Origin of the sequence: Vibrio sp. A1-b2, assembly GCF_021726015.1 — a bacterium.
Classification (GTDB): domain Bacteria; phylum Pseudomonadota; class Gammaproteobacteria; order Enterobacterales; family Vibrionaceae; genus Vibrio; species Vibrio diazotrophicus.
Genome location: NZ_JAKKCI010000004.1, coordinates 286,978 through 311,451 on the forward strand (window position 1 = coordinate 286,978; position 24,474 = coordinate 311,451).

At 42.8% G+C, this 24,474-nt stretch carries 21 protein-coding genes; 14 read left to right on the top strand and 7 right to left on the bottom strand.

All coding sequences use genetic code 11. From position 1 onward, the window contains the following. Positions 1-9 precede the first annotated feature (9 nt). Together lapB and pyrF are read left to right on the top strand one after the other, a co-directional pair. Positions 10-1,179 carry a lipopolysaccharide assembly protein LapB gene (gene lapB, locus L3V23_RS11415; RefSeq protein ID WP_042486793.1) on the top strand — a complete coding sequence of 390 codons (1,170 nt, stop codon included), beginning with the start codon at positions 10-12 and terminating at the stop codon, positions 1,177-1,179. A 103-nt stretch (positions 1,180-1,282) separates the two neighbouring features. Then, positions 1,283-1,978, top strand: coding sequence for an orotidine-5'-phosphate decarboxylase (gene pyrF, locus L3V23_RS11420; RefSeq protein WP_237292356.1), 696 nt, complete (start codon positions 1,283-1,285; stop codon positions 1,976-1,978). A gap of 43 nt (positions 1,979-2,021) precedes the next feature. Here pyrF and miaE read toward each other — a convergent pair whose 3' ends face one another. Continuing rightward, a complete protein-coding gene (gene miaE / locus L3V23_RS11425) occupies positions 2,022-2,792 on the bottom strand; it encodes a tRNA isopentenyl-2-thiomethyl-A-37 hydroxylase MiaE (RefSeq protein ID WP_237292357.1) in 771 nt (256 codons plus the stop codon). A gap of 71 nt (positions 2,793-2,863) precedes the next feature. Next, positions 2,864-3,628: a hypothetical protein gene (locus tag L3V23_RS11430; protein ID WP_042486783.1), complete on the bottom strand. Its 765-nt coding sequence runs from the start codon at positions 3,626-3,628 to the stop codon at positions 2,864-2,866. Between the two features lie 310 nt (positions 3,629-3,938). Here L3V23_RS11430 and cysB point away from each other — a divergent pair, with 310 nt between their 5' ends. Beyond that, a complete protein-coding gene (gene cysB / locus L3V23_RS11435; RefSeq protein WP_042486780.1) occupies positions 3,939-4,913 on the top strand; it encodes an HTH-type transcriptional regulator CysB in 975 nt (324 codons plus the stop codon). A 55-nt stretch (positions 4,914-4,968) separates the two neighbouring features. Further along, a complete protein-coding gene (locus tag L3V23_RS11440) occupies positions 4,969-6,171 on the top strand; it encodes a methyltransferase (RefSeq protein WP_237292358.1) in 1,203 nt (400 codons plus the stop codon). Positions 6,172-6,212: 41 nt separating this feature from the next. Here L3V23_RS11440 and ald read toward each other — a convergent pair whose 3' ends face one another. After that, entirely contained in the window at positions 6,213-7,337 is a 1,125-nt protein-coding gene (gene ald, locus L3V23_RS11445) for an alanine dehydrogenase (protein WP_042486774.1), read from the bottom strand. 156 nt (positions 7,338-7,493) lie between these two features. On the opposite strand from ald, the gene lrp reads away from it, so the two are divergent. Next, positions 7,494-7,988 (top strand): leucine-responsive transcriptional regulator Lrp, encoded by a 495-nt coding sequence (gene lrp, locus L3V23_RS11450; RefSeq protein ID WP_004726475.1) that lies wholly within the window; start codon positions 7,494-7,496, stop codon positions 7,986-7,988. Positions 7,989-8,176: 188 nt separating this feature from the next. Continuing rightward, positions 8,177-11,044 (top strand): DNA translocase FtsK 4TM domain-containing protein, encoded by a 2,868-nt coding sequence (locus L3V23_RS11455; protein WP_237292359.1) that lies wholly within the window; start codon positions 8,177-8,179, stop codon positions 11,042-11,044. A gap of 71 nt (positions 11,045-11,115) precedes the next feature. Here L3V23_RS11455 and dsbB read toward each other — a convergent pair whose 3' ends face one another. Both dsbB and nhaB read right to left on the bottom strand, forming a co-directional pair. Next, on the bottom strand, positions 11,116-11,649 hold the full coding sequence (gene dsbB, locus L3V23_RS11460; protein WP_102953880.1) for a disulfide bond formation protein DsbB: 534 nt from the start codon (positions 11,647-11,649) through the stop codon (positions 11,116-11,118). 83 nt (positions 11,650-11,732) lie between these two features. Then, positions 11,733-13,325, bottom strand: coding sequence for a Na(+)/H(+) antiporter NhaB (gene nhaB / locus L3V23_RS11465; RefSeq protein WP_042486761.1), 1,593 nt, complete (start codon positions 13,323-13,325; stop codon positions 11,733-11,735). A 640-nt stretch (positions 13,326-13,965) separates the two neighbouring features. Between nhaB and fadR the strand changes: the two genes are divergently transcribed. Then, positions 13,966-14,805, top strand: a complete 840-nt coding sequence (fadR, locus tag L3V23_RS11470; protein ID WP_042486759.1) for a fatty acid metabolism transcriptional regulator FadR — start codon at positions 13,966-13,968, stop codon at positions 14,803-14,805. Between the two features lie 46 nt (positions 14,806-14,851). On the opposite strand, the gene L3V23_RS11475 is transcribed toward fadR, so the two are convergent. After that, positions 14,852-16,012, bottom strand: a complete 1,161-nt coding sequence (locus tag L3V23_RS11475) for a DUF1887 family protein (protein ID WP_102962700.1) — start codon at positions 16,010-16,012, stop codon at positions 14,852-14,854. A 177-nt stretch (positions 16,013-16,189) separates the two neighbouring features. Then, on the bottom strand, positions 16,190-18,181 hold the full coding sequence (locus L3V23_RS11480; RefSeq protein ID WP_237292360.1) for a methyl-accepting chemotaxis protein: 1,992 nt from the start codon (positions 18,179-18,181) through the stop codon (positions 16,190-16,192). 265 nt (positions 18,182-18,446) lie between these two features. Here L3V23_RS11480 and hinT point away from each other — a divergent pair, with 265 nt between their 5' ends. The 7 genes from hinT (at position 18,447) to L3V23_RS11515 (ending at position 24,418) form a co-directional block, all read left to right on the top strand. Beyond that, the gene (gene hinT, locus L3V23_RS11485) at positions 18,447-18,797 is read left to right on the top strand and encodes a purine nucleoside phosphoramidase (RefSeq protein WP_042486751.1); all 351 of its coding nucleotides are present in this window, start codon (positions 18,447-18,449) and stop codon (positions 18,795-18,797) included. Between the two features lie 64 nt (positions 18,798-18,861). Further along, positions 18,862-20,256: a hypothetical protein gene (locus tag L3V23_RS11490; RefSeq protein WP_237292361.1), complete on the top strand. Its 1,395-nt coding sequence runs from the start codon at positions 18,862-18,864 to the stop codon at positions 20,254-20,256. Next, the gene (locus L3V23_RS11495; protein ID WP_237292362.1) at positions 20,256-20,645 is read left to right on the top strand and encodes a YcfL family protein; all 390 of its coding nucleotides are present in this window, start codon (positions 20,256-20,258) and stop codon (positions 20,643-20,645) included. Before L3V23_RS11490 ends, L3V23_RS11495 begins: the two co-directional genes overlap by 1 nt. A 20-nt stretch (positions 20,646-20,665) precedes the next feature. Further along, positions 20,666-21,256: a penicillin-binding protein activator LpoB gene (gene lpoB, locus L3V23_RS11500; RefSeq protein WP_237292363.1), complete on the top strand. Its 591-nt coding sequence runs from the start codon at positions 20,666-20,668 to the stop codon at positions 21,254-21,256. Positions 21,257-21,291: 35 nt separating this feature from the next. Beyond that, positions 21,292-22,146 carry a phosphotransferase gene (locus tag L3V23_RS11505; protein ID WP_102953886.1) on the top strand — a complete coding sequence of 285 codons (855 nt, stop codon included), beginning with the start codon at positions 21,292-21,294 and terminating at the stop codon, positions 22,144-22,146. A 100-nt stretch (positions 22,147-22,246) separates the two neighbouring features. Next, positions 22,247-22,786 (top strand): alpha/beta hydrolase YcfP, encoded by a 540-nt coding sequence (ycfP, locus tag L3V23_RS11510; protein WP_102940667.1) that lies wholly within the window; start codon positions 22,247-22,249, stop codon positions 22,784-22,786. A 342-nt stretch (positions 22,787-23,128) separates the two neighbouring features. After that, the gene (locus tag L3V23_RS11515; RefSeq protein WP_237292364.1) at positions 23,129-24,418 is read left to right on the top strand and encodes an NAD(P)/FAD-dependent oxidoreductase; all 1,290 of its coding nucleotides are present in this window, start codon (positions 23,129-23,131) and stop codon (positions 24,416-24,418) included. Positions 24,419-24,474: the final 56 nt, after the last annotated feature.

The window sequence follows — 24,474 nt, forward strand, 5'->3', positions numbered from 1 at the left end:
TGTTTTTAGATGTTAGAAATTCTCTTCTTGTTACTACCAATCGCTGCCGCTTATGGTTGGTATATGGGTAATCGTAGTGCCCAGCATGACAAGCAGAAGCATTCTCACCAAATCTCACGTCAATATGTTACGGGTTTAAATTTGCTATTGTCTGATCAGTCAGACAAAGCAGTTGATCACTTTATTGAGCTTCTTCAAGTAGATAACGAGACCATAGACACTCACCTTGCTTTAGGTAATTTGTTTCGTTCCCGTGGGGAAGTTGATCGTGCTATTCGCATCCACCAAAACCTAATCTCCCGTTCAGGGCTGACCATAGAACAGAAAAATCTAGCTCTTCAGCAGCTAGCGAAAGATTACATGGTCTCCGGTTTCTTGGATCGCGCGGAGAAAATTTTTGAACAACTTATCGATGAGCCTGAGCATCGCGAGTCCGCTTTACAGCAGTTGACATCCATTTATCAGCAAACACGTGAATGGCACAAAGCCATTGAATGTGCATCAGCGTTGGTAAAAATGGGACGTAAACGCATGAAGAGCAGTATTGCTCATTTCTTGTGTGAGTTGGCAATGCAGGAAAAAGCAAATGGTAGCGACAGCAAAAGTATTCAGCTTTTTAAACGAGCACTAGCAGAAGATCCTAAATGTGTGAGAGCAAGTATTGCTCTAGGAAAGTCTTACTTAGAAAGTGAAGATTATAAGCAGACTATCCATTACATGAAGATGGTTCTGGACCAAGATATCGACTTCATCGGTGAAGTATTACCCACACTGGCTGAGTGTTACTACCATCTTGGTCAAGAGCACGAACTGGTCGAGTTTCTGCGTAAGTGTATTGAAAACAAAGCGGGTGTATCTGCCGAGTTAATGCTGGCTCAGTTGGTTGCTCAGCATGAGGGTGTTGCAACTGCGCAAGAACTGTTAACTCGTCAGTTAGTGAAGAACCCAACGATGAAAGGTTTCTATCGTCTGATCGATTATCATATTGCTGAGGCAGAAGAAGGGCGAGCGAAAGCCAGTTTGTCTACGCTTAAGAAGCTTGTCGGTGAACAGTTAAAAGTTAAGCCGCATTATCGATGCCGGAAATGTGGATTTTCAACCCATTCTTTATATTGGCACTGTCCTTCTTGTAAAGGGTGGGGATCCGTCAAACCGATTCGGGGTTTGGATGGAGAATAGTAATAGGTCAAAAGGCCATCATTATTGGTATGTCATCAGCCAATAAGACTTGCAGCTCTAATGGCTGCATTTTTTTAAGCTCAATCAATACTTAGGAGTAGAAATGAACGACCAGAAAGTGATCGTTGCACTGGATTATGATAATCAAGCGGATGCGCTTGCATTTGTCAGTAGAATCGACCCAACAAGCTGTCGCTTAAAAGTGGGCAAAGAGATGTTTACGCTTTTTGGCCCAGATTTCGTTCGTGAACTACATAAACGTGGCTTCTCTGTATTCTTAGATCTTAAGTTTCATGACATCCCAAATACCTGTTCTAAAGCAGTAAAAGCTGCCGCTGAACTTGGAGTTTGGATGGTCAACGTCCATGCTAGTGGTGGTGAGCGCATGATGGCTGCTTCTCGAGAAATCTTAGAACCGTATGGTAAAGACCGTCCATTGTTAATTGGTGTAACGGTATTGACGAGCATGGAGCAAAGTGATCTTGCTGGTATTGGCTTGGATATTAAACCTCAGGATCAAGTAATGCGTTTAGCGACCCTGACAAAAAATGCTGGCTTAGATGGCGTGGTGTGTTCTGCACAAGAATCTCAAATGCTCAAACAAAGCTTAGGTAAGGAGTTTAAATTGGTGACTCCTGGTATTCGTCCGGCTGGCGCTGATGTTGGTGATCAACGCCGTATTATGACGCCATATGAAGCCGTTCAAGCAGGTTCAGATTACCTAGTAATTGGCCGACCAATCACTCAAGCTGCAGACCCAGCCGTAGTACTTGCAGAAATTAACGCATCATTAGCGTAAGTAATTGAACTACAAAAAAGCCAGCGATACTCGCTGGCTTTTTCTATACCGGGGAACCGGAATGGAATCGAAACTCAGTGTCGTTGGAAGAGATAAGCTTGGCTTCTACTTCGCCAAAATACTTAACTCTGTCTGTAATATCTTGTGTAGATATTTTCTCAGCAAGTGCTAAGTAATCCTGATAGTGACGTGCTTCAGAGCGCAAGAGAGAAATATAGAACTTCTGAATAGATTCTTCTAAATAAGGAGCGAGCTTAGCAAAGCGTTCGCATGAGCGGGCTTCGATATATGCACCGATAATTAGCTTATCTATAAGAGCTTCTGGTTCATAAGTTCGGACGTGTTTTATCATGCCTTTCGCGTAACGACTCGCTGTAATAGGGCGATATTCTAAGCCTTGTTGTTCAATGATTTCCAAAGCCTGATAAAAGTGATGCAGCTCTTCTTTAATAAGGAGCACCATTTTGTCAATCATGTCTTGTCCATAAGCGCAGCCTTCTTTGGCGCTAATTGATTTTGATAGCTGGCTTTTCCCGCGCAACGTATCTAGGCTTCCTATGCCTTTGTAAGCAAATAGCTCATATGGCTCCACAAGCTGGGTTATCTGCTTTTTACCTTCTTCAGTAAGCGCATATCGCTTTAGTAAAAAAACAGCGCTCTGAGCCGCTTTCAGCTCACATAAGAGATGGTCTCGTAGGATTCTAGATAAGTTCGCAGGTCTTCTGGCTTCTTCAATCCAAGCATCAGGTGTCGTGCATTGTAGAAACTGATGGATTGGGGCGAGCAGAGTATTGAAGGTTTGGTTTTGGTTCATAATTCTTATAATAAAAAAGGTTGCCGAGGCAACCTTTCATCAAACTGATTGTTACGTTGGTAACAAGTATATTACCACTTTTTCTTTTCACCAAAGAGCGCTTCCATATCACTGTTACGTTCTTTTTCTTCGATCTCTTGAAGTTCAGTTGCGCTTTTTGATTGGCGTCTATGCTCGAGATCATCATACATTTGCTGTAGCTTATCTCGTGCTTGGTTTGAGTAGTTATCGTTCTTTGTGCTCAGAACATCTAAGCCTTTACGTAACAACTGAATCGCGGTACCCGGTTGGCCTCGAATGATCGAATCATTTGCTCGTTTAATAACGTTTTCAATGTTGATACGGACTTGAATATTTTCGAGACGAGCATTTTCAGTCACATAAGCTTGGGTTTCAAAGCGACCTTTATTATGTTCACTCTTGATCGTATCGCGTAAACGCTTGACCAGTTTAAGCATCACAATCGCTTGCTTATCACTGCTAGGAACTTTAAAGGTTGTACTGTCACCACCCGGATGATGTTCTTTCAAATGTTTAATTTGCGCATTCATATGTTCAATACGTTGTGCCAACTGTTTATTTTTTGGCTCAAGTTCAAGCATGTTTTGCAAGCAATCCAAAATTCGAATATTTAGGCAAAGCAATAATTCTTTACTAAAAGGCAGGTGATGAGCATTACCAATTAAATCTTCGGTAGCATCAATGATTGCCAAGTATTTTGAGGATTCTTGCTTTCTTGCCGCTTCAACTTTGACTTTATACTGCAACATAATGTTGTAGCCCAAAACCAAAACTAACAGTACTGCAACCAGCGCAATGATTAAACCTATATTCATAAATTCCGTGTCTTCATTTTTCAATGACTAGTGAATAGGATACAACAACATAACTTATCACTACACCTAGAAATTTACTAATTTCATTATGTTTTTTTTGAAGCAAAAAAACGCTCCTATCTATTTTGTTTGAAGGTTCGCACAAAGTTTTGCCGCTAATACTTAAGAATAGAGTTAATTTTTCATCTTAAGCAGTATTTTCTTAAATTTATCTGTTTGCTGAGCTGTGAGACCTTGCAAATTCTATTAGTATGGGTATATAACTAATAATTATAAAGCATACTCATTTAGGCAAGGAATTAGGGCAGTTATGAAGTTGCAGCAATTAAAGTATATCGTTGAGGTGGTCAACCATAATTTGAACGTTTCTGCCACAGCCGAGAGTTTGTATACATCTCAGCCAGGGATCAGTAAACAAGTTCGTTTATTGGAAGACGAGTTGGGCATTCAAATATTTGAACGAAGTGGTAAGCACCTTACTCAAGTAACGCAAGCTGGCGAAGATATTGTACGTATCTCGACAGAAATACTTTCTCGTGTCGAAAGTATCAAAGCCGTTGCGGGTGAACATACTCATCCAGAAATGGGTACGCTTAATATTTCAACTACTCATACGCAAGCACGCTATGCTCTGCCTGAAGTTATTAAAGGATTTACTGCTCGTTATCCAAAGGTATCTCTTCATATGCATCAAGGGACGCCGAGTCAAATGTCTGAAGCAATTGCCAAGGGTGTAGCGAATTTTGCTATTGCAACTGAGGCATTGCATCTATACCAAGATGCAGTAATGCTACCTTGTTATCACTGGAACCGTTCAATTGTTGTCCCTAAAGATCATCCACTAACTAAAAAAGATCGCATCTCAATTGAAGATTTGGCTGCTTTTCCTTTAGTGACTTACGTGTTTGGTTTTACAGGGCGTTCTGAACTGGACACGGCTTTTAATCGGGTAGGGTTAACACCTAAGGTTGTCTTTACTGCTACAGATGCAGACGTGATCAAAACCTATGTTCGTATGGGGATTGGTGTTGGTGTGATTGCCAGTATGGCAATTGATAAAGAGCAAGATAAAGACCTTGTCGCGATTGATGCGAGCCATATCTTCGGCGCGAGCACAACCAGTATTGGTTTCCGCAGAGGTACTTTCTTACGCTCTTATATGTTTGATTTCATGGAGCGATTTGCGCCTCATTTGACCCGTCCGGTGGTTGAACAAGCTATCTCTCTGAAATCCAATATGGAGATTGAAGAGATGTTTAAAGATATTGAACTTCCGGTACGTTAAGGCTTTTACTTCATTTATCTCTCCCTCTAAACTACAGCCTGTTTAGGGGGGAGCCATGCAGTCCAAATTTCAAACTATCGATACTTATTTAGTCACGCACCAGTCTCTTTGGCGTTTTGAAGCATTTCTGCAATGTTTTGACGGCACTTCATTGTGGCAACAGCAATACCCTCAGTTGCATCACTGGCTCGAGAGTCTGAGCATAGAAGAGATCGAGCGTATGAAGAATGACACTGATGAGTTGATTAATCAGTTGTCTAACTTGATTCCTGAACTTGGTCTTATTTCTCAACTAACCCGTTTGCCCTTTACTCAGCATTCTGTATTGGAACGAAACCTTGTACTTGAGGCGGGAATTCCCGGAAGAAAGCTTTCTCAGATTAAAGCGTTAGGACAAAGTGTACTGAATCAGCATCATGGCCATGAGTGGTTAGAATGGTGTGCTGGAAAGGGGTATCTTGGTCGAATTCTTGCTTTTAATTCAAAGCAACCTGTTGTGAGTTTTGAGTATCAGCAAGCGCTTTGTGAATCTGGACAAAGTGATGCTGAACATCTCAATTTGCCGATGACTTTCGTTCAAGGCGACGCATTTGAATCAAAAAGTGCGCAAGTTTTTCACTCTGAGCAACATGCGGTTGCGCTGCATGCGTGTGGCGATTTGCATGTTCGATTAATGTGTTACGCCACAGCTGCCAAGACAAAAGCGGTTAGCTTTTCGCCATGCTGCTACCATTTAACACACCATGATACTTATCAAGCTCAATCTTCTTTGGGGCAAAACTCCGAACTCCGATTAACCAAGCAGGAACTGCGAATTCCACTTCAGGAAACCGTAACTGGTGGAGAACGGGTTAAACGTCATAGGCAGCAGGAAATGAGTTTCAGGCTGGGGTTAAATGCTCTACTGAGAGAAGAGTTAGGGTTTAGCGAATATATGCCCGTTCCTAGCATCAAGAAGTCCATGTTGAGTGAAGGCTTTGAAGCGTTCTGTTTATGGGCAGCCGAGCAAAAAGGCATCCTTCTTCCAAAAGTGAATTTCGCACATTATGAAAAAGTGGGTACACAATATTTTTGGCAAATGGAACGACTTAGTTTAGTTCAGCAAAGTTTTCGCCGCTTATTGGAAATTTGGCTAGTTTTAGATAAAGCGATGTTTTTGCAAGAGACAGGCTATCACGTCGAGTTGAGCGAGTTTTGCAACAGAAAGGACACGCCGAGAAATATCCTTATTCATGCAGTAAGAAACGAGAGCTTATAGTGTCTAGGACACCGAGCATAAACTCGGCGTCCTTTTTGAGGTCAATTAAACATTTCTATCGCTTGTCTAGGATCTACGTAGTCAAGCTGGAAGGCATCGGCGACTGCTTTACAAGTCACTTTACCGTGAATAACGTTTAATCCATTGAGCAATCCAGAATCTTCAAGTAATGCTCTTTGATACCCTTTGTTCGCGAGTTTAAGGATATAAGGTAGCGTCGCATTGTTTAGCGCGTAGGTTGAGGTTCTCGCGACCGCTCCCGGCATGTTTGCTACGCAGTAGTGGACCACATCATCGATAATGTATGTCGGTTCTGCGTGCGTAGTTGCATGGGACGTTTCGAAGCAACCACCTTGGTCAATGGCAACATCGACTACCGCAGAGCCTGCTTTCATCTGGCTAATGTGCTGCTTTGTCACTAGCTTTGGAGCCGCAGCTCCGGGAATTAAAACCGCACCTATCACTAGGTCGGCATTTAGAACATTTTGTTCTACCGTATCTTTGGTTGAGAATAAGACTTTCGCGCTGCCCTGAAATTCTTCATCAAGCTTGCGTAATGTATCGATATTTTTGTCGATGATGGTCACGTCAGCCCTTAAGCCAACCGCCATTCTCGCAGCATTTGCGCCGACTACACCGCCACCTAGAACGACGACTTTCGCTGGTGCAACGCCCGGTACACCACTGAGCAATAAACCACATCCACCACGTGATTTTTCCAAAGCCTGTGCGCCCGCTTGAATAGACATTCTGCCTGCGACCTCAGACATTGGTGCTAATAGTGGTAAGCGACCCATATTATCTGTTACAGTCTCATATGCTATACAGACAGCTTTGCTCTTGATTAGCTCTTCAGTTTGTGGAAAATCTGGAGCTAGGTGTAAATAAGTAAATAATATTTGCCCTTCTTTGAGCAATGCTCGTTCTACAGCTTGAGGTTCTTTAACCTTTACAATCATCTCTGCTTTCGCAAATATGTCGGCAGCGGTAGGAAGAATGGATGCGCCCGACGCGATGTAATCGTTGTCGGAAATACCAATGCCATGTCCGGCATTTGTTTCTATCAATACTTGGTGGCCGTGAGAGACCAGCTCTCTCACACTTGATGGGATCATACCAACACGGTATTCGTGGTTTTTGATTTCTTTAGGTACACCAATGATCATCCTGACTCCTTAGTCTTACTTGGTTGTATTGACTGTGTCTTGAGTTTTATGGCGAGTTTATTGCTAGTATATGCGCTATTGTTTAAGATTTGAAACTGCATATTAAAAAGTTGTAGTATATTTTTTGCAAGGAAGTAATTAAGGTGGAATATAAAAATGGCAGACAACTATAAAAGGCCGTCCAAGGATCTTGATCGTATCGACCGCAACATCTTGAATGAGTTGCAGAAAGACGGTCGTATTTCGAACGTTGAATTATCTAAGCGAGTAGGTCTATCTCCAACGCCGTGCTTGGAGCGTGTACGTCGCTTAGAACGTCAGGGATACATTACTGGATATACAGCGTTATTAAACCCTCAGTACCTTGATGCATCACTATTGGTTTTTGTAGAAATTACTCTAAACCGTGGTGCGCCAGACGTGTTTGAACAGTTTAATACTGCAGTACAAAAACTGGATGATATTCAAGAATGTCATTTGGTTTCAGGTGATTTCGACTACTTGTTGAAAACTCGTGTATCAGACATGGGTGCTTACCGTAAGTTACTTGGGGATACCTTGTTGCGTTTACCTGGTGTAAACGACACTCGAACCTACGTAGTAATGGAAGAAGTTAAACAAACCAATCAGTTAGTCATTAAAACTCGTTAATCGTGCTGAAGCTCAGAATAGTGGTATTTCTTTCCGCATTCTGACTTTAGTTAATTGGGTTTTTGACCTTGATATGGTTAAATCTTCGAACAAACCGAGCGGCTTTTGCCGCTCGGACTGTTTTCACCTATCCAATATGAGTATAGTGTTACTCACGTTGGCCATAATAATCATATTCAAGTTGGTTTATGTTCAAAGAGAACAAAAATAAAGTCGAAACAATTATCAAAACGAGTGAAGAGTTTGACTCTGGACGTTTGGATGGTATTCAAAGACTTAAAGAGTGCGGGCTGATACTGGCTGTTCTGGCTTCTATTTTATTAGCAGTAGCACTGTTCACATTTAGTCCTGCCGATCCCTCATGGTCTCAAACTGCATGGGGTTCTGATATTCAAAACGGTGGCGGAATTGTCGGCGCTTGGGTCGCTGACACGTTATTTTTTGTCTTCGGTTCACTTGCTTATCCTTTACCCATTATTTTAACCGCTGGTGCGTGGGTGGTATTTCGTAAACGCCGTGAAGATGAAAGCATTGATTTAATGCTTTGGGGAACGCGCTTGCTTGGGCTAGTGGTCCTTTTGTTAACCAGCTGTGGGTTGGCGGACATTAATTTTGACGACATCTGGTACTTTTCGTCTGGTGGTGTTGTCGGTGACGTTCTTACTAGCTTAGCTTTGCCTACGCTAAACGTTCTGGGAGCTACGTTGGCCTTGCTTTTCTTTTGGGGCGCAGGTTTTACACTATTAACAGGCATTTCATGGCTGAGTATCGTAGAAAGACTAGGCGACTCTAGTATCGCAGGTCTTCATTGGGTACTTAATCGCATGCGTGGTGAAAAAGACGAAATCATTGAACCTCAACTAACGCCGCCATCGCTTATAGAACCTATTCAGACCCAAGCGTTAGAACCAGCAGATGAAACTCTCGATTCTGTTGAAAGCATTTCTGCTGTTCCTCAGGAGACAGAATACGAGTCTCAGCCAACAGAACGTCGCTTCAATATTCATATGCCGAAAGAAGAGCCAGTGAGCCGTTCTATAGCTGAAGAGGAAGAATCCTTATCAACGCCACTCTCTCCAGCTCCTAATTATAATTATGACGAGGATGAGGAAATTCCTCCTCGTAGTAAGCAACTGTCAGCAACAATTGAAGAGCTCGATATGGTTGCCCGTGAATCGGATGACTTTGCTCAAGATGATGTTCCCTCTAGCTCTGAGCCTGAACACGATCGATTCATTGACCAGATAGATATTGTTGACGAACCACCCGTAGATGCACGCCAACTTGAAAATGTAGTGAATGCCGTAGAGTTGGAAGATGACACTCACATTGAGCCCACAATTTCTAACTTTGATGTTCTCGATGATGACGAGGACGAATGGCAACCTCAGTCTGCGCAGTCTGAATATGACATTGATGATTATGAAGATGAAGACAGTAACGAGATAGAAGAAGACAAAGACCTCACGGCTTTCCAGAGTCTAGTTTCTGACGCTCAGGCAAATATGGCAGGGCAACAAAACCCATTCTTGATACAAAAAGACGTTAACTTGCCAAAACCGTCTGAACCAATGCCGACACTGGAACTGCTCTATCATCCAGAGAAACGTGAAAACTTCATTGACCGAGCAGCTTTGGAAGAGATCGCTCGCTTGGTTGAAGCGAAATTGGCAGATTATAAGATACAAGCAGAAGTGGTCGATATCTTCCCTGGACCGGTTATCACGCGTTTTGAACTGGATTTAGCACCGGGTGTTAAGGTTAGCCGAATTTCGAGCTTGTCGATGGATTTAGCGCGTTCTCTGTCTGCCATGGCAGTACGTGTGGTTGAAGTTATACCGGGTAAACCATACGTCGGTCTGGAATTACCGAATATGAGCCGCCAAACCGTGTATTTGTCTGACGTTATAAGCAGCCCTCAGTTTAAAGAGTCTAAATCTCCGACCACAATCGTACTAGGGCAGGATATTGCAGGTGAAGCTGTGGTCGCCGATCTTTCCAAAATGCCTCATGTGCTTGTTGCGGGTACAACAGGCTCAGGTAAATCGGTGGGCGTGAACGTCATGATTCTAAGTATGTTGTATAAGTCGACACCGGAAGATGTTCGTTTCATCATGATTGACCCGAAAATGTTGGAGCTTTCTATTTATGAAGGTATCCCGCATTTGCTGTCTGAAGTAGTGACAGACATGAAAGACGCATCGAATGCATTGCGTTGGTGTGTTGGCGAAATGGAACGTCGATACAAGCTTATGTCTGTATTAGGTGTGCGAAACATTAAAGGTTTCAATGACAAACTGAAAATGGCCGCTGAAGCTGGTCACCCGATTCACGACCCATTGTGGAAAGAAGGTGACAGTATGGATGCGGAAGCGCCACTGCTTGAGAAGTTACCTTACATTGTTGTGGTCGTGGATGAGTTCGCAGACTTAATGATGGTGGTGGGCAAGAAAGTTGAAGAGCTGATCGCTCGCCTTGCTCAGAAAGCTCGTGCCGCGGGTATTCACCTGATATTGGCAACACAACGCCCTTCTGTTGATGTGATTACAGGCCTAATCAAAGCGAATATTCCAACTCGCGTAGCGTTTACGGTATCGACTAAGACTGACTCTCGAACCATTCTAGATCAAGGTGGCGCGGAATCGCTACTTGGTATGGGTGATATGCTTTATTTGCCTCCGGGTTCCAGTCATACAATACGTGTGCATGGTGCATTCGCATCCGATGATGATGTACATGCTGTGGTGAACAACTGGAAAGCGCGCGGTAAACCAAACTACATCAGTGACATTATCAGTGGCGATCAAAGCCCAGAGATGATGCTACCGGGTGAAAGAATGGAAAGTGATGAAGAGGTTGACCCTCTGTTTGATCAGGTAGTAGAACACGTTGTAGAAACGCGTCGAGGTTCTGTTTCTGGCGTACAGCGTCGCTTTAAAATTGGTTATAACCGAGCAGCGCGTATTGTCGAACAGCTGGAAGCTCAGGGAATAGTGAGTGCTCCGGGTCACAATGGTAACCGTGAAGTTCTTTCTCCAGCACCAATCAGAGATTAACAATCAACAAGTTGTGAGTATCGAAAAGGCGCCAATTGGCGCCTTTTTTAATGACATTCAGTGAATTATTGTTAGCTGAAGAATCGTCTTTTCTCTTTAAAAAACTGGGAGATAACAATGACAGCAAGTACAAACAGGTTAGCGGCAAAGATAACGACTAGCCATTGAGGCATTGATAAATCGAAGAACTGCCAAACGATCTCACTACAGTCGCCATAGGCTTCGAACATCCAAGGGAACCATTGGTTTAGTGGTGCCCAGCTCGGGAATTGAACAAACACATCGCAGGTGGCAAAAGGAGACGGGTGGAACTGATATTGAACGTGCTGGAGCGACAGCATTAATCCTTTGTAGGCGCTATAACCCCAACCCGCAAAGCCTAACCAACGAAACAGTGGATTCTTAGGTGCAATTAATCCCACAATTGCAGCACCACCGATTCCCAACATCGCAACGCGTTCATAAATACACATCACGCATGGTGCTAACACCAACACATGCTGGAAGAAAAGCGCACACGCTTCAAAAAACAGCACAAATCCCAACAACAACATCCATGAGATTCGGCTTTTAGAAAATGTGTGCAATTTAGAAAAGAAATTCACAGTTGATCCTTACCGTTTAAATAAAAAAGCTCTGAGTTATCAGAGCTTTTTATCTTGAAATAGTTTCCTATTCAATACAAATTTTAGTGTCCCTCTGGAGCAAGGCTACCAACGGCACTAATAGGATGATGAGAAAGCCAGCCTAAATCGTAGAACATATGCGTCATTGGCTCGGCTAGGAAGATTATGCCAGCTAGGCCTACCAATGTAAGTACTATGGTATATGGCAGCGCCATCACTACCATTCGACCGTAAGATAGACGAATTAGCGGAGCCAGTGCTGAAGTTAGCAAGAACAGGAACGCGGCTTGACCGTTTGGTGTCGCAACAGATGGTAGGTTAGTACCAGTGTTAATAGCAACGGCGAGCAAATCGAATTGATCGCGGGTAATAATTCCCTGAACCATGGCTTCTTTAACTTCGTTGATGTACACAGTACCAACAAACACATTGTCCGAAACCATGGATAGCAGACCATTTGCTACATAGAACAAGGCTAGCTGTGTGCCACTGTCTTCAATGTGAAGCACTGCATCGATGATTGGCTTGAACAAGTGTTGGTCAATTATTACCGCAACAATCGAGAAGAACACGGCCAGTAGGGCGGTAAATGGCAATGCTTCTTCAAACGCTTTACCCATTGAGTGTTCTTCGATAACACCAGTAAATGCAGTCGCAAGAATAATTACAGAAAGTCCAATAAGACCAACTGCTGCTAAGTGAAGAGCTAAACCTACAATTAGCCAAACAGCGATGATACCTTGTACCCAAAGCTTAGCGACATCTTGATTAGTACGCGTTTTACGCTCTTCTGTGTCAAAATCGATAAGAATTTGTCGAACGTTGGCTGGTAGCTCACTGCCGTAGCCGAACACTTTAAATTTCTCGACTAATACACAGGTAATAATACCGCAGAAAAATACTGGGACAGTGACAGGAGCCATGCGGATTAAGAACTCACCGAAGAACCAGCCAGCCTGATCTGCAATGATAAGGTTCTGAGGCTCACCAACCATAGTCATTACGCCACCTAAAGCGGTACCTACACCTGCATGCATTAATAGTGAACGCAAAAAGCCACGGTAGTTCTCTAAATCATCACGAGTCAGTTCTGAAATGTGTTCATCATGAGTGTGGTCATGTGATGAGTTGAATGTCTTCCCTGAAGCAACTTTATGATAAATAGAGTAGAAACCGACAGCGACACTAATAATCACAGCAATAACGGTTAGAGCATCTAAGAAAGCGGACAAAAATGCCGCAGTAATGCAAAACGCAACGGAAAGTGCAACTTTTGAACGGATACCAAGCAGTATTTTAGTGAATATAAACAGCAGCAGATTCTTCATGAAGTAGATACCTGCAACCATAAATACCAGTAGAAGCAGTACTTCAATATTGGCAACTAATTCGTGTTTTACTTGACCTGGGCTAGTCATCCCAATCGCAATTGCTTCTATTGCCAATAAACCGCCAGGTTGAAGCGGATAGCACTTAAGTGCCATTGCCAAAGTGAAAATAAATTCAATGACAAGTAGCCAGCCGGCAATAAACGGATTGATAAAAAAGAAAACGATTGGATTAATTATAAGAAAGGCAATTATGGCAACTTTGTACCAATCAGGTGCTTTTCCTAGGAAATTCTTGATAAAAGCGTTTCCAAGGGACATCGGCATGGTAATTACTCTCACTGTTATAAAAAAATTAACAAGGATATGTGCAAGCTTTGATTTGAACCTCAATAGGTTTGGAATCAAAGTCTTTCAACAGTGACTTAGAGAGGCAATAATGAAATTTGCCTATTTAGAACCTTGCCAAGTCACTCCCTGATCAAAACAAGCACTCTAGACTTCGACCGCAACTCTACCTGCATAAGTTATTTAGTCAACAATCTGCTTGAAAGTGTTGAAGCTAGGATTATTTATTTTTTAGCTCGATATTGTGGCTTCTTTTATAACCTGAAGCTAATTAAAAAATTATTTTCAAGCCTATAGGATTAATAAATGTGCGTAAATACTACAAAGCTCACGTAAATCACTCTATTTAGGTAAGTTTATTTTGCCATTTGTTCAATTATTATTGTGATTAAACTCTCTTTTTTTATGTGGTTTTTATGTATTAAAAGTTACCAATTGAAATATTTTGAAACATATTTTAAGCGCTTAAATAAGATGAGAGATTGGTTCGTCGGAGAATTCTTTTTTCATGCGTTAGCTTTGTGACAAGTTTAGGGCTGCTTTGTTTCCGCTTGGTGATAACTAGTGGTATGATGAGTCACATTTGAATCTAATAAATAGAAAACTGGATAAGTACTTAATGGTTATTAAGGCAAAAAGCCCAGCAGGTTTCGCAGAAAAATACATCATCGAAAGCATTTGGAACGGTCGTTTCCCACCAGGCTCCATTCTTCCTGCAGAGCGTGAACTCTCTGAACTTATAGGTGTTACTCGAACAACGTTACGTGAAGTTCTTCAGCGTTTGGCACGAGATGGTTGGTTGACTATTCAACATGGCAAGCCAACGAAAGTGAACCAGTTCATGGAAACATCTGGTTTACATATTTTAGATACGTTAATGACGTTAGATGCAGACAATGCAACCAGTATTGTTGAAGACCTACTAGCGGCTCGTACAAATATCAGCCCTATCTTTATGCGTTATGCATTCAAGGTAAATAAAGAGAATTCAGAACGTACAATTACTAATGTGATTGAGTCGTGTGAAGCGCTTCTGGCTGCTGAGTCATGGGATGCATTTATGGCATCTTGGCCATTTGCAGAGAAGTTACAGCAGCATGTTAAAGATGACGGTGAGAAAGACGAAGAAAAGCGTCAGTCAGTGTTGATTGCTAAGACTTTTAACTATTACGACTACATGTTGTTTCAGCGTTTAGCATTCCATTCTGGTAACCAAATCTACGGTTTGATTTTTAACGGTGTGAGAAAGCTTTACGACCGTGTGGGAAGTTATTATTTCTCGAATCCAGAAGCTCGAGAACGCTCTCTGGCGTTTTATCGAGAACTATTGGCGATTTGCTGCTCGGGCGATCGAGAACAGCTACCGGGTGTGATTCGTCACTATGGCATTGATAGTGCTCAGATCTGGAACAAGATGAAAGATACTCTGCCATCGAACTTCACTGAAGACGATTCCTAATAGAAAAGCCCGCTGGAAAGCGGGCTTTTTTAATCGCGTTATATTTCTATATGTTTTCTCTGCCGCCGGCTTGTTTAAACCAAGCTGTAAGGTGTGTTTTGAGATCTTTTAACTCTTCAGGGCCGATTAATGCGAGCCCAAGATCTTCCGCTCGAGTAATATCGTTATGGCGTAGAGGTCTGAAGCTTACTAACATCGCTCGTGCTTGTAACCCTCCGAGCAAGTCTCTTAGAGATTCCAGTTTATACAAGGTGTCATCGCCATCATCACGCATACCTTTGGTTTTGCACTCAATGATATACAGCTTGTTGTTAACAACGGTTGCGATGTCCAGCTCGTTACGAACTTCTTTCTCACCCAACTGACGGTAAACCTGAACGTTTAAAGAACGATCCTGAATGGTCGGTAAGTCATCTTGAATCTGCTTAACAGTGCTGTGTACAAGAGTTTCTAACCATTCGCCGTTCGAAAATCGACGTGCATCTTCGTTTGCAAACGTGAGAACACCATTTTCATAGGTGGCAATCTCTGTTTCAACCAAGTCATTCAATAACATGTTCAGTTCACGGTAGCCTTGCTGTTTTTCAGAAAGCTCTACATCTAACCGCTGCTCTTTGCGACATGTTGTTGCTAGATAGTTCAGTGTTGCTAAGCCAGGACCAAGTTCTAAAGCATTACCCGCCCAACGTTCACCCAAGTTATACAGTTTTTCATCCAACTGAGGTGGGATGTTATGTTCACTGAACTCACCACGAGCACCGAATATGGTCAGGTAATCAGAGATGGTGATGTGGTCTTGTACCTGAGTATCCGTATTGCCATCCGGATAAAGCCAGCATAAACAATCACTGTTAGGTTCCACGACGAATATGGGCCAGTGATAGGAGCGGAATACTTCGTAAACACAAAGAAGTCTGTGTCTGAGACCGCAACTTGCATTGAGTTTGATAGGCAGGTTGCGTTGCTTTAAGTCATCAGCAAGAACGTTTACCGCTTTCTTGATCTCGGCAACGTTAGATCCTGCCGGAATTTCGAAAAACTCGGAAGTGATATCTCGCTGGCTCAGTACTTTGTTCAGGCGAAGATACATTGCTTCTTGCGAGCTATCCCCAACAAAAACAATATGACGACTTGCAGTTCTGTTATCTAAAAGTGGAGTAACCAGACGGACGGGGTCTTGGTCAATAATGCCAACATGAACAGCCATAGTTTTTCCTCATGTTTGGCTTGCAAAAAGAGTTAAGTATGAAAGGTTTGCCGCAAGCCATAGCTATCATATAACGGTGCGAGACGTAAAAAACAAGGGTGACCTTATAGAAAAGGTCACCCTTATGGTAGTTTTTACTCAATGATTACAATCTTGAGCTTAAAGTGCACAGTAAAATTACAATTTAAATCTGTGTACTAACGAACTTTGCTGTGCTGCTAGTTGGGTTAAGTTCGTGCTGTTATCTGCAATTTCAGCCATTGCACGATAGCTCTCATCAGAGATCAAGTTGATGTCCTCAATACTGCGGGCAATACTTGTTGTTGTCTCGTTTTGTTCTGCTGCTGCTTGTGAAATATGCGTACTCATCTGACTGATTTCTATGATGAGTGCCTGTATCTCTTCCATTGCGCTGTTGGCATTTGACGCTTGCTCAACAGATTGCTCCATATCTTTCATACAGCTTTCAATCACTTTACTTGCTGAAGTAGAGCTTGATTGAAGGTTACTGATCATATTCTCGATTTCAGCGGTTGATTCGGTCGTGCGTTGTGCAAGAACACGTACTTCATCAGCAACCACAGCAAAACCTCGACCTTGCTCACCTGCACGCGCTGCTTCAATCGCGGCGTTTAGTGCAAGTAGGTTGGTTTGCTCTGCGATGTTGCGAATTACATCGAGAATGCTGCCAATTTGGCTGCTCATTCGGCGTAGATCGTTAGTAGCTTCCACTGATTCATTCAATCGAGCTTCCAACTGGTTAATGGTCGAAATGTTTTGGCTCATGATTACTCGACCCGATTCAGAGGCGGTTTCAACTTGCTGAACCATCTGCAGAGAGCTTTGAGCACTATTTGCTACTTCACCCACTGAATGCGCCATCTCTGTCATTGCTGTTGCAACGCTCGCCGTTTGTTCACGTTGATTGTTTAACTGAGACTGTGCGCCTTGTGATGTTGCTTGGTTGTTGTTTGCTGTAGACGTTAGGGCATCTGATGCTTGGTTTAGCTTTTTCAGAATGTCATGCAGGCTATCTGCGAGGGTATTGATATGACCACTCACACGACTGAATTCGTTGTTGTAACGAATATCGATACGTTGCGTCATATCACCATCAGTTAAGCTTTCTAGTGTGGTAAGAATGCGTTTAAGAGGTTCACGTACACTTTGAGCTAAGTGGTAGCCAATAGCGATGGCAACAACAAGTACAGCGATACCAATACCAACCGCTTTGTAGAGGCCTTGTTGATAAACATCACCCGCTTCAACCAATGAGCCGTTTAGATCGTTGGTCGCGGCTTCGTTAAATGAATCCAAAATGGTCATTGCGTTATCGATTTCTGCCGCAAGGTTACCAATGTTTTCATAGAGGGCTGCACGAGCTTTAAGATATTCGTTGTGTTGGTCGAGTACGCCGCCTTTCTTGCCGATGTCTTGAGTAAATTGCTCAACTTTCTTTTCAAATACACTTTTAAGACCTGGAAGTTGAGTTACCAGACCGCGATATGCGTAGTTGAGATGAGTCACCGCTTTTTTGTTCAGTGCTACAGCTTTTTCAACAAAAGCGACATCACTACTTGCCAATGCATCTGAAGTGATTACCTCCGCATCGCGAAGTTTAATGAAGTAACTTTTCGCCATGACTTTGACTGAAATATTGTTTTCACCGTCAACGGCTTCTTTCATGCCAGCGCTCAGCTCTGCCTGTAAGCGTTGGAACTCTCGAGTTGATTTTTGTACCTTAGCTTGCGCATCAAACATCGCCTGATAATTATTCATCGCTTTATCGGCTTCGGTGAAATAACGGTCTTCTAATTGTTTAAGCGCTTCGACGCGCTCAATCAGATCGGAGTGTGAAACACTGGCTTCTTGTAGCTGATTTAATGTTTCGCTGAACTTGTCCTTGGCGGAAACAAACGAACTGCGAATTTCGTCCATTCGTTCAAGATTCTGAGTTGTCAGAAAGTCCTTAAATGATTTGTCTGCAGACAATAACTGAACGCTAGTTTGATTGGATAAAGAAACAAGCGGAAGCGCTGTTTTCGATACACTTTCAAAATTAGAATGAATTTGGTTCATTCCGCTCATCATGATGGCAACTGTTACAGCGAACATGACGATAATTAATGCAAAACCAGCATACATCCGTCTTATTACGGAACCTTGCATACTTCTACCCCCAATAAATACATTCTCAAAAAATAAAAAAACTAAAAGTTGCTCTATGGCAAATGGCTCAACGACTAGACAAGCAAGTGATATTCTATGAATGATTAATCGACAGTTTTTAGAGGAAAGTTACAAAATTGTAATTTAGCTGGCGTGAAAATTGAATTCTGTTAACTGGATAATGTTTTGTATTGAGGTTTGAAGCACCTTGACGCATACTCAAATGCACAATGATTTATACAAAATGCCTACTACGGAGCACTTTATGGCTGAGGAAACCATTTTCAGTAAAATTATTCGCAAAGAGATCTCAGCAGATATCCTCTATCAGGATGATTTAGTTACTGCATTTCGAGATATCAATCCTCGCGCTCCAAGCCACATTTTAATCATTCCTAATAAGTTGATTCCTACCGTGAATGATGTGGAAGAGAGTGACGAGCTTGCTTTGGGTCGTATGTTTACTGTGGCTAAGAAATTGGCGAAAGAAGAGGGCATTGCAGAAGACGGCTATCGTCTACTAGTAAACTGCAACTCACACGGCGGCCAAGAAGTTTACCACATCCACATGCATCTTGTCGGTGGTCGCCCTCTAGGTCCACTATTGATGAGTTAAGTATGAATAATGCCCTGTTAACCAACGGGGCATTATTGTTTCCATCCTAATTTTTGCGGAGTGTGTGGTGAAGGCCAAAAAGCGACACATTACGGTTCCCATAGCCTGTTTGCTGTTAAGTGCATGTGCCAATATGACGGCAGGTAACCTGTTCAGTCATTACAGCGCCCAGAACCAAGATTTATATCAAACGGTCAAGCAGGGGCAATTCTCTGAAGCTACCGATTTATTTGAAGATTATGTTGCGGGCGATATTCTGGACAATCTGGAAAAAGGTCGCGTCTATTTTTTAAATCAGCAGTATACCGAAAGTAAAGCAACACTAGAGCTTTCAGACCAAGCTATAAGACAGCAGCAGAGCAAGGCGATCATTTCAGTTTCAGACACTGCGACCAGCGTAGGTTCGCTCGCGGTCAACGACAACTTAAATGATTATCAGCCTGCGGATTATGAGTTAGGTTTCCTGCATCTCTACCTTGGCCTGAACTACGTTCAAGCCAATGATCTCGATGGTGCTTTAGTTGAAATGCGCCGAGCGAATCAGGTTCAGGAACAAGCTCGCGCAAATCGTGAAGCTGAACTTGAACGTGCTCAAAGTGAGCTGCGTGAAAACGGCGTCAGTGCCAATCTGGGCAGTGTTCTTTCTCGATATCCAGATGCAGGCAAAACATTGCAAGCCGTGCAAAATGGTTATCTACTCTATCTTTCTGCACTCCTTTATGAAGCTTCAAACGATCTTAACAGTGCTTATGTCGATTACAGACGAGCATTAGCGGTTGCCCCTGAAAATAAAGCCGTTATCGACGGAACTTTACGGGTCGCTAAACGTCTTGGTATGAAAGAAGACTTAACTTTGTTGGAAAAACAGTACGGTTCGGCACAAACTCTGCAAGAAGGCCAAGGGCGAGTTATTATTTTAGATGAACAAGGTGTTGTAAAGGCGATGGAAAGCTGGCGATTATCTTTACCTCTTTATGACAGCAGAGGTAATAGTGCGCTGTATTCTTTAGCTTTACCGTACTATAACAACAGCGTAGTGCAGCAGAAATTTCATATGCAGTTGAATGGTAAAGAGTTAGCTTCTTCTGCATTAACTAACGTAGATTTAATGGCACAGCGGAATTTGTCTGAAAAGATGCCGGCAATCGTTATTAGACAAGCTTTACGGGTGGTGGCAAAAGAACAGTTGCGTAAAGAAACCACCAACGGTAATGATGTCGGTAACTTAGTGTTGAATGTGTGGAACACATTGACAGAACAACCAGATACACGCAGTTGGATTACGTTACCAGCGACGGTTCACGGTATCACTGAAGTCGTACCATCAGGTGAACAGACCTTGAATGCGGCTGGTAAGTCATACAGCTTCAATGTTCCTGACCAAGGAACCACTCTTGTTTGGGTGTCTCAACAAGGGTCGAACGCAACTATGTGGCACAAGCAACTAGGGAAATTGTGATGAAAAAATGGCTTGTAGCTTTACTGTCGACGCTGGCGATAGTGGGCTGTAGTAAAAACACAGCAGGATTAAGTGTTGAAGGTGAATCGCAAAGAGTATTATTTGCTGACAACGTACTAGGTAATCGACTTGTTATTGATGATATATCAACGATAGACGTTGATGGACACGCGCGAGGCGTGGTTCGTTTAGTCAGTAATTACATAGGCGACCAACATATTCAGTACCGATTCTACTGGTATGACGATAACGGTTTGGAAGTGAATACTCGTCTTGCGCCTTGGAAGCAAGCGATCGTTCGCGGCATGGAAAGTATCTCTATCTCAGAAGTGTCGGTAAATCCAAATGGAAAACAATTTCGTGTTCAGATCCGCGAATCTGACGACTAGGCAATTTTAGAGGAAGCCAAATGAAAAAGAGTGTTATTGCGTTGCTTGGATTAGCTGTGATTCTTGGTGGATGTTCAAACAAAGTCAGTTACGGTGATGCGCAAGCCGTAGAAACGGTTAACGTTGATTTTGGTTCAACGGATTTGCAAAAGATCGCTGGTGAGATGGTAGATAGCATGATGATGTCCGGTTCTGTGGCGGCGATTACTCGTGACTCGCGCCCAATCGTTTTTGTCGAACGCATCAAGAATAAAACCAGTGAGCATATTGATACTGAATCGATCACTGACACCATCAGCACCAAAATGCTGAATTCAGGAAAGTTCCGATTTGTTGATATGGATCGTGTAGAGTCAGTTCGTGAACAACTTAACTTCCAGAACAACGATGAGCTAGTAAACCAAAGCACCGCAATTCAGTTCGGTAAAATGCTGGGTGCCCAGTACATGCTGTATGGAAACCTAGCCAGCATCGTGAAGAATGCGGGTAGCGATAAAGATGTTTACTACAAGATGACAATGCGCTTAATGGATCTGCAAACTGGCTTGATTGAATGGGCAGATGAAACTGAAATCCGTAAGCAAGAGTCTAAAAGTTTACTTGGTCTTTAATCCCATCTAGTGTGGAAAATTGAATGAGGTGAGCAATGGCTAGAATGTCTTGGCATGAAGCGTGTCAGTTAGACCCCACGTTGCAGTCTGTTGCTCACTTTTTTTCTTTTCCGCCCGAATACGCACAAACCCTAACGGGTGGATTAACCAATCGCTGTTGGAAAGTGGTTTGCCAGAAAGGCAAAGCCTACGTCTGGCGACCTAATACCCCTATCACCAAAGCCTTTTCTATTTCTCGTTTTCAGGAATACCAGATTCTTAAGGCGATTGAGTCGACACATATTGGCCCTGCACCGATATTCATTAGTGATCAAGGGCTGTTAGTTGAATGGGTGGAAGGGGAATCACTGCACAACGGGGTGAATTTCGACTCGTTACTCAAAATACAATCTAGAATCCACGCTATTGATACAACCAAAATTCCAGTTGTTCCTTTCTCATTCTTAGCTCGAGTTGACCATTACTGGTTTCAAATTAAAGAGAGCTTAAAAACTCCCGAATTTGAGAAACTTTACCGAGACTGGCGAAATCCACCAAGTTTGCCCAATGTTGGCTATTCGTTGTGCCATTTTGATTTGGCCGGATATAACATGGTGAAAACTGAACATGGCCTCAAGGTTATCGATTGGGAATACGCTTCTATTGCTGATCCAAGATTGGATCTCGCTTTGAGTATTGATGTAGCAGACGAGAACCCAGTGGAAGCTATTGCTCGCTACTGCCAGTTGAGAGAAATAGAAGATATCGATACTTGGATTGAAGGATCGAAAGCGTGGTTACCGAGAACAGCAGTGATGGCAATGCTCTGGTACTTGCTTGCTTTCCAGCTTTGGGGAGATGAGCACTATTACCATCAGGCGCTTCAAATAAAAGAAACATTTTGCAGTTAGGATCACTGTTTGTTGTTTATGTCTCATTTGTTTTCGTACGATTTACTTTAAAACCTTAGCGTTCGTGGTAGATTAAAACCTCAAGGAGCGGGGGAGTATTATGATTATTTATTTGCACGGTTTCGACTCAACCAGTCCAGGGAACCACGAAAAAGTTCTGCAACTGCAATTCATTGACGACGATGTTCGTTTTATCAGCTACAGCACGCGACACCCTAAACATGATATGCAGCACTTACTGAAAGAAGTCCATAAAGTGATTGAGCATTCTAATGATCCAAACCCAATCATTTGTGGCGTGGGGTTAGGGGGATATTGGTCTGAACGTATCGGCTTTTTGTGCGGTATCAAACAGGTGATCTTTAACCCGAATCTCAACCCAGAAACCAACATGACTGGCAAAATTGACCGTCCTGAAGAGTATGAGGACATCGCGACCAAATGTGTTGAACAGTATCGCGTGAAGAACAAAGGTCGCTGCTTGGTGATACTGTCACGTAACGATGAGATGCTGGATAATCAACTCACGGCGAAAGCATTAGAAGATTATTACGACATCATATGGGATGAAACCCAGTCGCATAAGTTCAAGAAAATCTCTCAACATCTTCAAGCGATAAAAGCCTTCAAGATGGCTTGATTTGATTGGTTCTGAATATGAATAACGGCCGAACAGTGGGCCGTTTTTTATTATGTAACAGATGGTTTATTTCCCTACATTTTGAGTGAATATAAGGTTGCGTGAAGGATTTAGCTCTATATAATGTGAGCCTCGAAATAAATTTGATGTATATCAAAAAAACGATAAAGAGCAAGAGATAAAACTTGCCTAGAATTTAGATTGAAATCCATTTCTGTCCCAAACACTTAAACATTAATAATTAGCCTCAAATCGTTGAGCTTAGTACGAATTTAAGAATTTCTTCAGTGTGAATTTGTCATGCTGAACTTTGATTTTTCATTATTTTTGAGGAATGTTGTTGTGACACGCATTATTGTAGTTGGTGGTGGCGCTGGTGGTCTTGAGCTTGCAACTAAGCTTGGACGTACCTTGGGCCGTAAAAACCGAGCTGATATCACTCTGGTTGACAGAAAATCCAGTCACCTGTGGAAGCCGCTATTACATGAAGTTGCTACTGGCTCACTGGATGAAGGTGTTGATGCACTGAGTTACCGTGCGCACGCAAAGAACCACAGCTTTGATTTCCAGCTAGGAAGTCTTGAATCCATTGATCGTGACAGTAAGAAAATCGTACTAAGCGAATTATGTGACGATCATGGTGAGTTGTTGATGCCAAAACGTGAACTGTCGTATGACATTCTGGTCATGGCGATCGGTTCAACCTCAAACGATTTCAATACCCCTGGTGTTCGTGAGAACTGTATTTTCCTTGATAGCCCAGAACAAGCTCATCGTTTCCGTACTGAAATGAACAACGAGTTTTTGAAGCTGCATGCGAAAAATGGTCACGGTACGGTAGATATCGCGATTGTTGGTGCAGGTGCGACCGGCGTTGAGCTGTCAGCAGAACTGCACAATGCGGTGAAAGAACTTCGTACTTACGGATTCGGCGATCTCGACTCAAGCAAACTGAATGTAAACCTGATTGAAGCGGGTGAGCGTATTCTTCCTGCATTGCCTCCTCGTATCTCGTCTGCGGCGCACAGTGAGCTGACTAAACTTGGCGTTAACGTACGCACAGCAACCATGGTAACACAGGCAGAAAAAGACGGTTTAACAACCAAAGATGGCGAAAAAATTACTGCGCAAATCATGGTTTGGGCGGCGGGTATTAAAGCGCCAGATTTCATGAAAGATATCGCTGGCCTTGAGACTAACCGTATTAACCAGTTAGTGGTGAAAGGCACGCTGCAAACCACTCGTGACGACAATATCTTCGTTATTGGTGACCTTGCGCAATGCACGCAGGCTGATGGTTCGTTTGTACCGCCTCGTGCTCAAGCTGCTCACCAGATGGCCTCACAAGCGTTTAAGAACATTGTGGCAATGATTAATGGTCGTGAGCTAAAACCCTATGTGTACAAAGACCACGGTTCTTTGGTTTCGCTAAGCCGTTTTTCTACCGTGGGTAGCTTAATGGGCAACTTAACCAAAGGCTCTATGATGGTTGAAGGTCGTATTGCACGCGTCGTGTACATTTCACTGTACCGTATGCATCAGATGGCGCTGCACGGCATTTTCAAAACCGGTTTGATGATGTTAGTGGGCCGCATTAACCGAGTATTGCGTCCTAACTTAAAACTGCACTAATCGACATTGATTCAATTAAAAAAATCCCACTAACTAGATAGTGGGATTTTTTATGT

Bases quoted from the DNA above. Each gene is read 5' to 3' on its own strand.
- lapB (WP_042486793.1), top strand. From the start codon at position 10: ATGTTAGAAATTCTCTTCTTGTTACTACCAATCGCTGCCGCTTATGGT.
- pyrF (WP_237292356.1), top strand. From the start codon at position 1,283: ATGAACGACCAGAAAGTGATCGTTGCACTGGATTATGATAATCAAGCG.
- miaE (WP_237292357.1), bottom strand. From the start codon at position 2,792: ATGAACCAAAACCAAACCTTCAATACTCTGCTCGCCCCAATCCATCAG.
- L3V23_RS11430 (WP_042486783.1), bottom strand. From the start codon at position 3,628: ATGAATATAGGTTTAATCATTGCGCTGGTTGCAGTACTGTTAGTTTTG.
- cysB (WP_042486780.1), top strand. From the start codon at position 3,939: ATGAAGTTGCAGCAATTAAAGTATATCGTTGAGGTGGTCAACCATAAT.
- L3V23_RS11440 (WP_237292358.1), top strand. From the start codon at position 4,969: ATGCAGTCCAAATTTCAAACTATCGATACTTATTTAGTCACGCACCAG.
- ald (WP_042486774.1), bottom strand. From the start codon at position 7,337: ATGATCATTGGTGTACCTAAAGAAATCAAAAACCACGAATACCGTGTT.
- lrp (WP_004726475.1), top strand. From the start codon at position 7,494: ATGGCAGACAACTATAAAAGGCCGTCCAAGGATCTTGATCGTATCGAC.
- L3V23_RS11455 (WP_237292359.1), top strand. From the start codon at position 8,177: ATGTTCAAAGAGAACAAAAATAAAGTCGAAACAATTATCAAAACGAGT.
- nhaB (WP_042486761.1), bottom strand. From the start codon at position 13,325: ATGCCGATGTCCCTTGGAAACGCTTTTATCAAGAATTTCCTAGGAAAA.
- fadR (WP_042486759.1), top strand. From the start codon at position 13,966: ATGGTTATTAAGGCAAAAAGCCCAGCAGGTTTCGCAGAAAAATACATC.
- L3V23_RS11475 (WP_102962700.1), bottom strand. From the start codon at position 16,012: ATGGCTGTTCATGTTGGCATTATTGACCAAGACCCCGTCCGTCTGGTT.
- L3V23_RS11480 (WP_237292360.1), bottom strand. From the start codon at position 18,181: ATGCAAGGTTCCGTAATAAGACGGATGTATGCTGGTTTTGCATTAATT.
- hinT (WP_042486751.1), top strand. From the start codon at position 18,447: ATGGCTGAGGAAACCATTTTCAGTAAAATTATTCGCAAAGAGATCTCA.
- L3V23_RS11495 (WP_237292362.1), top strand. From the start codon at position 20,256: ATGAAAAAATGGCTTGTAGCTTTACTGTCGACGCTGGCGATAGTGGGC.
- lpoB (WP_237292363.1), top strand. From the start codon at position 20,666: ATGAAAAAGAGTGTTATTGCGTTGCTTGGATTAGCTGTGATTCTTGGT.
- L3V23_RS11505 (WP_102953886.1), top strand. From the start codon at position 21,292: ATGGCTAGAATGTCTTGGCATGAAGCGTGTCAGTTAGACCCCACGTTG.
- ycfP (WP_102940667.1), top strand. From the start codon at position 22,247: ATGATTATTTATTTGCACGGTTTCGACTCAACCAGTCCAGGGAACCAC.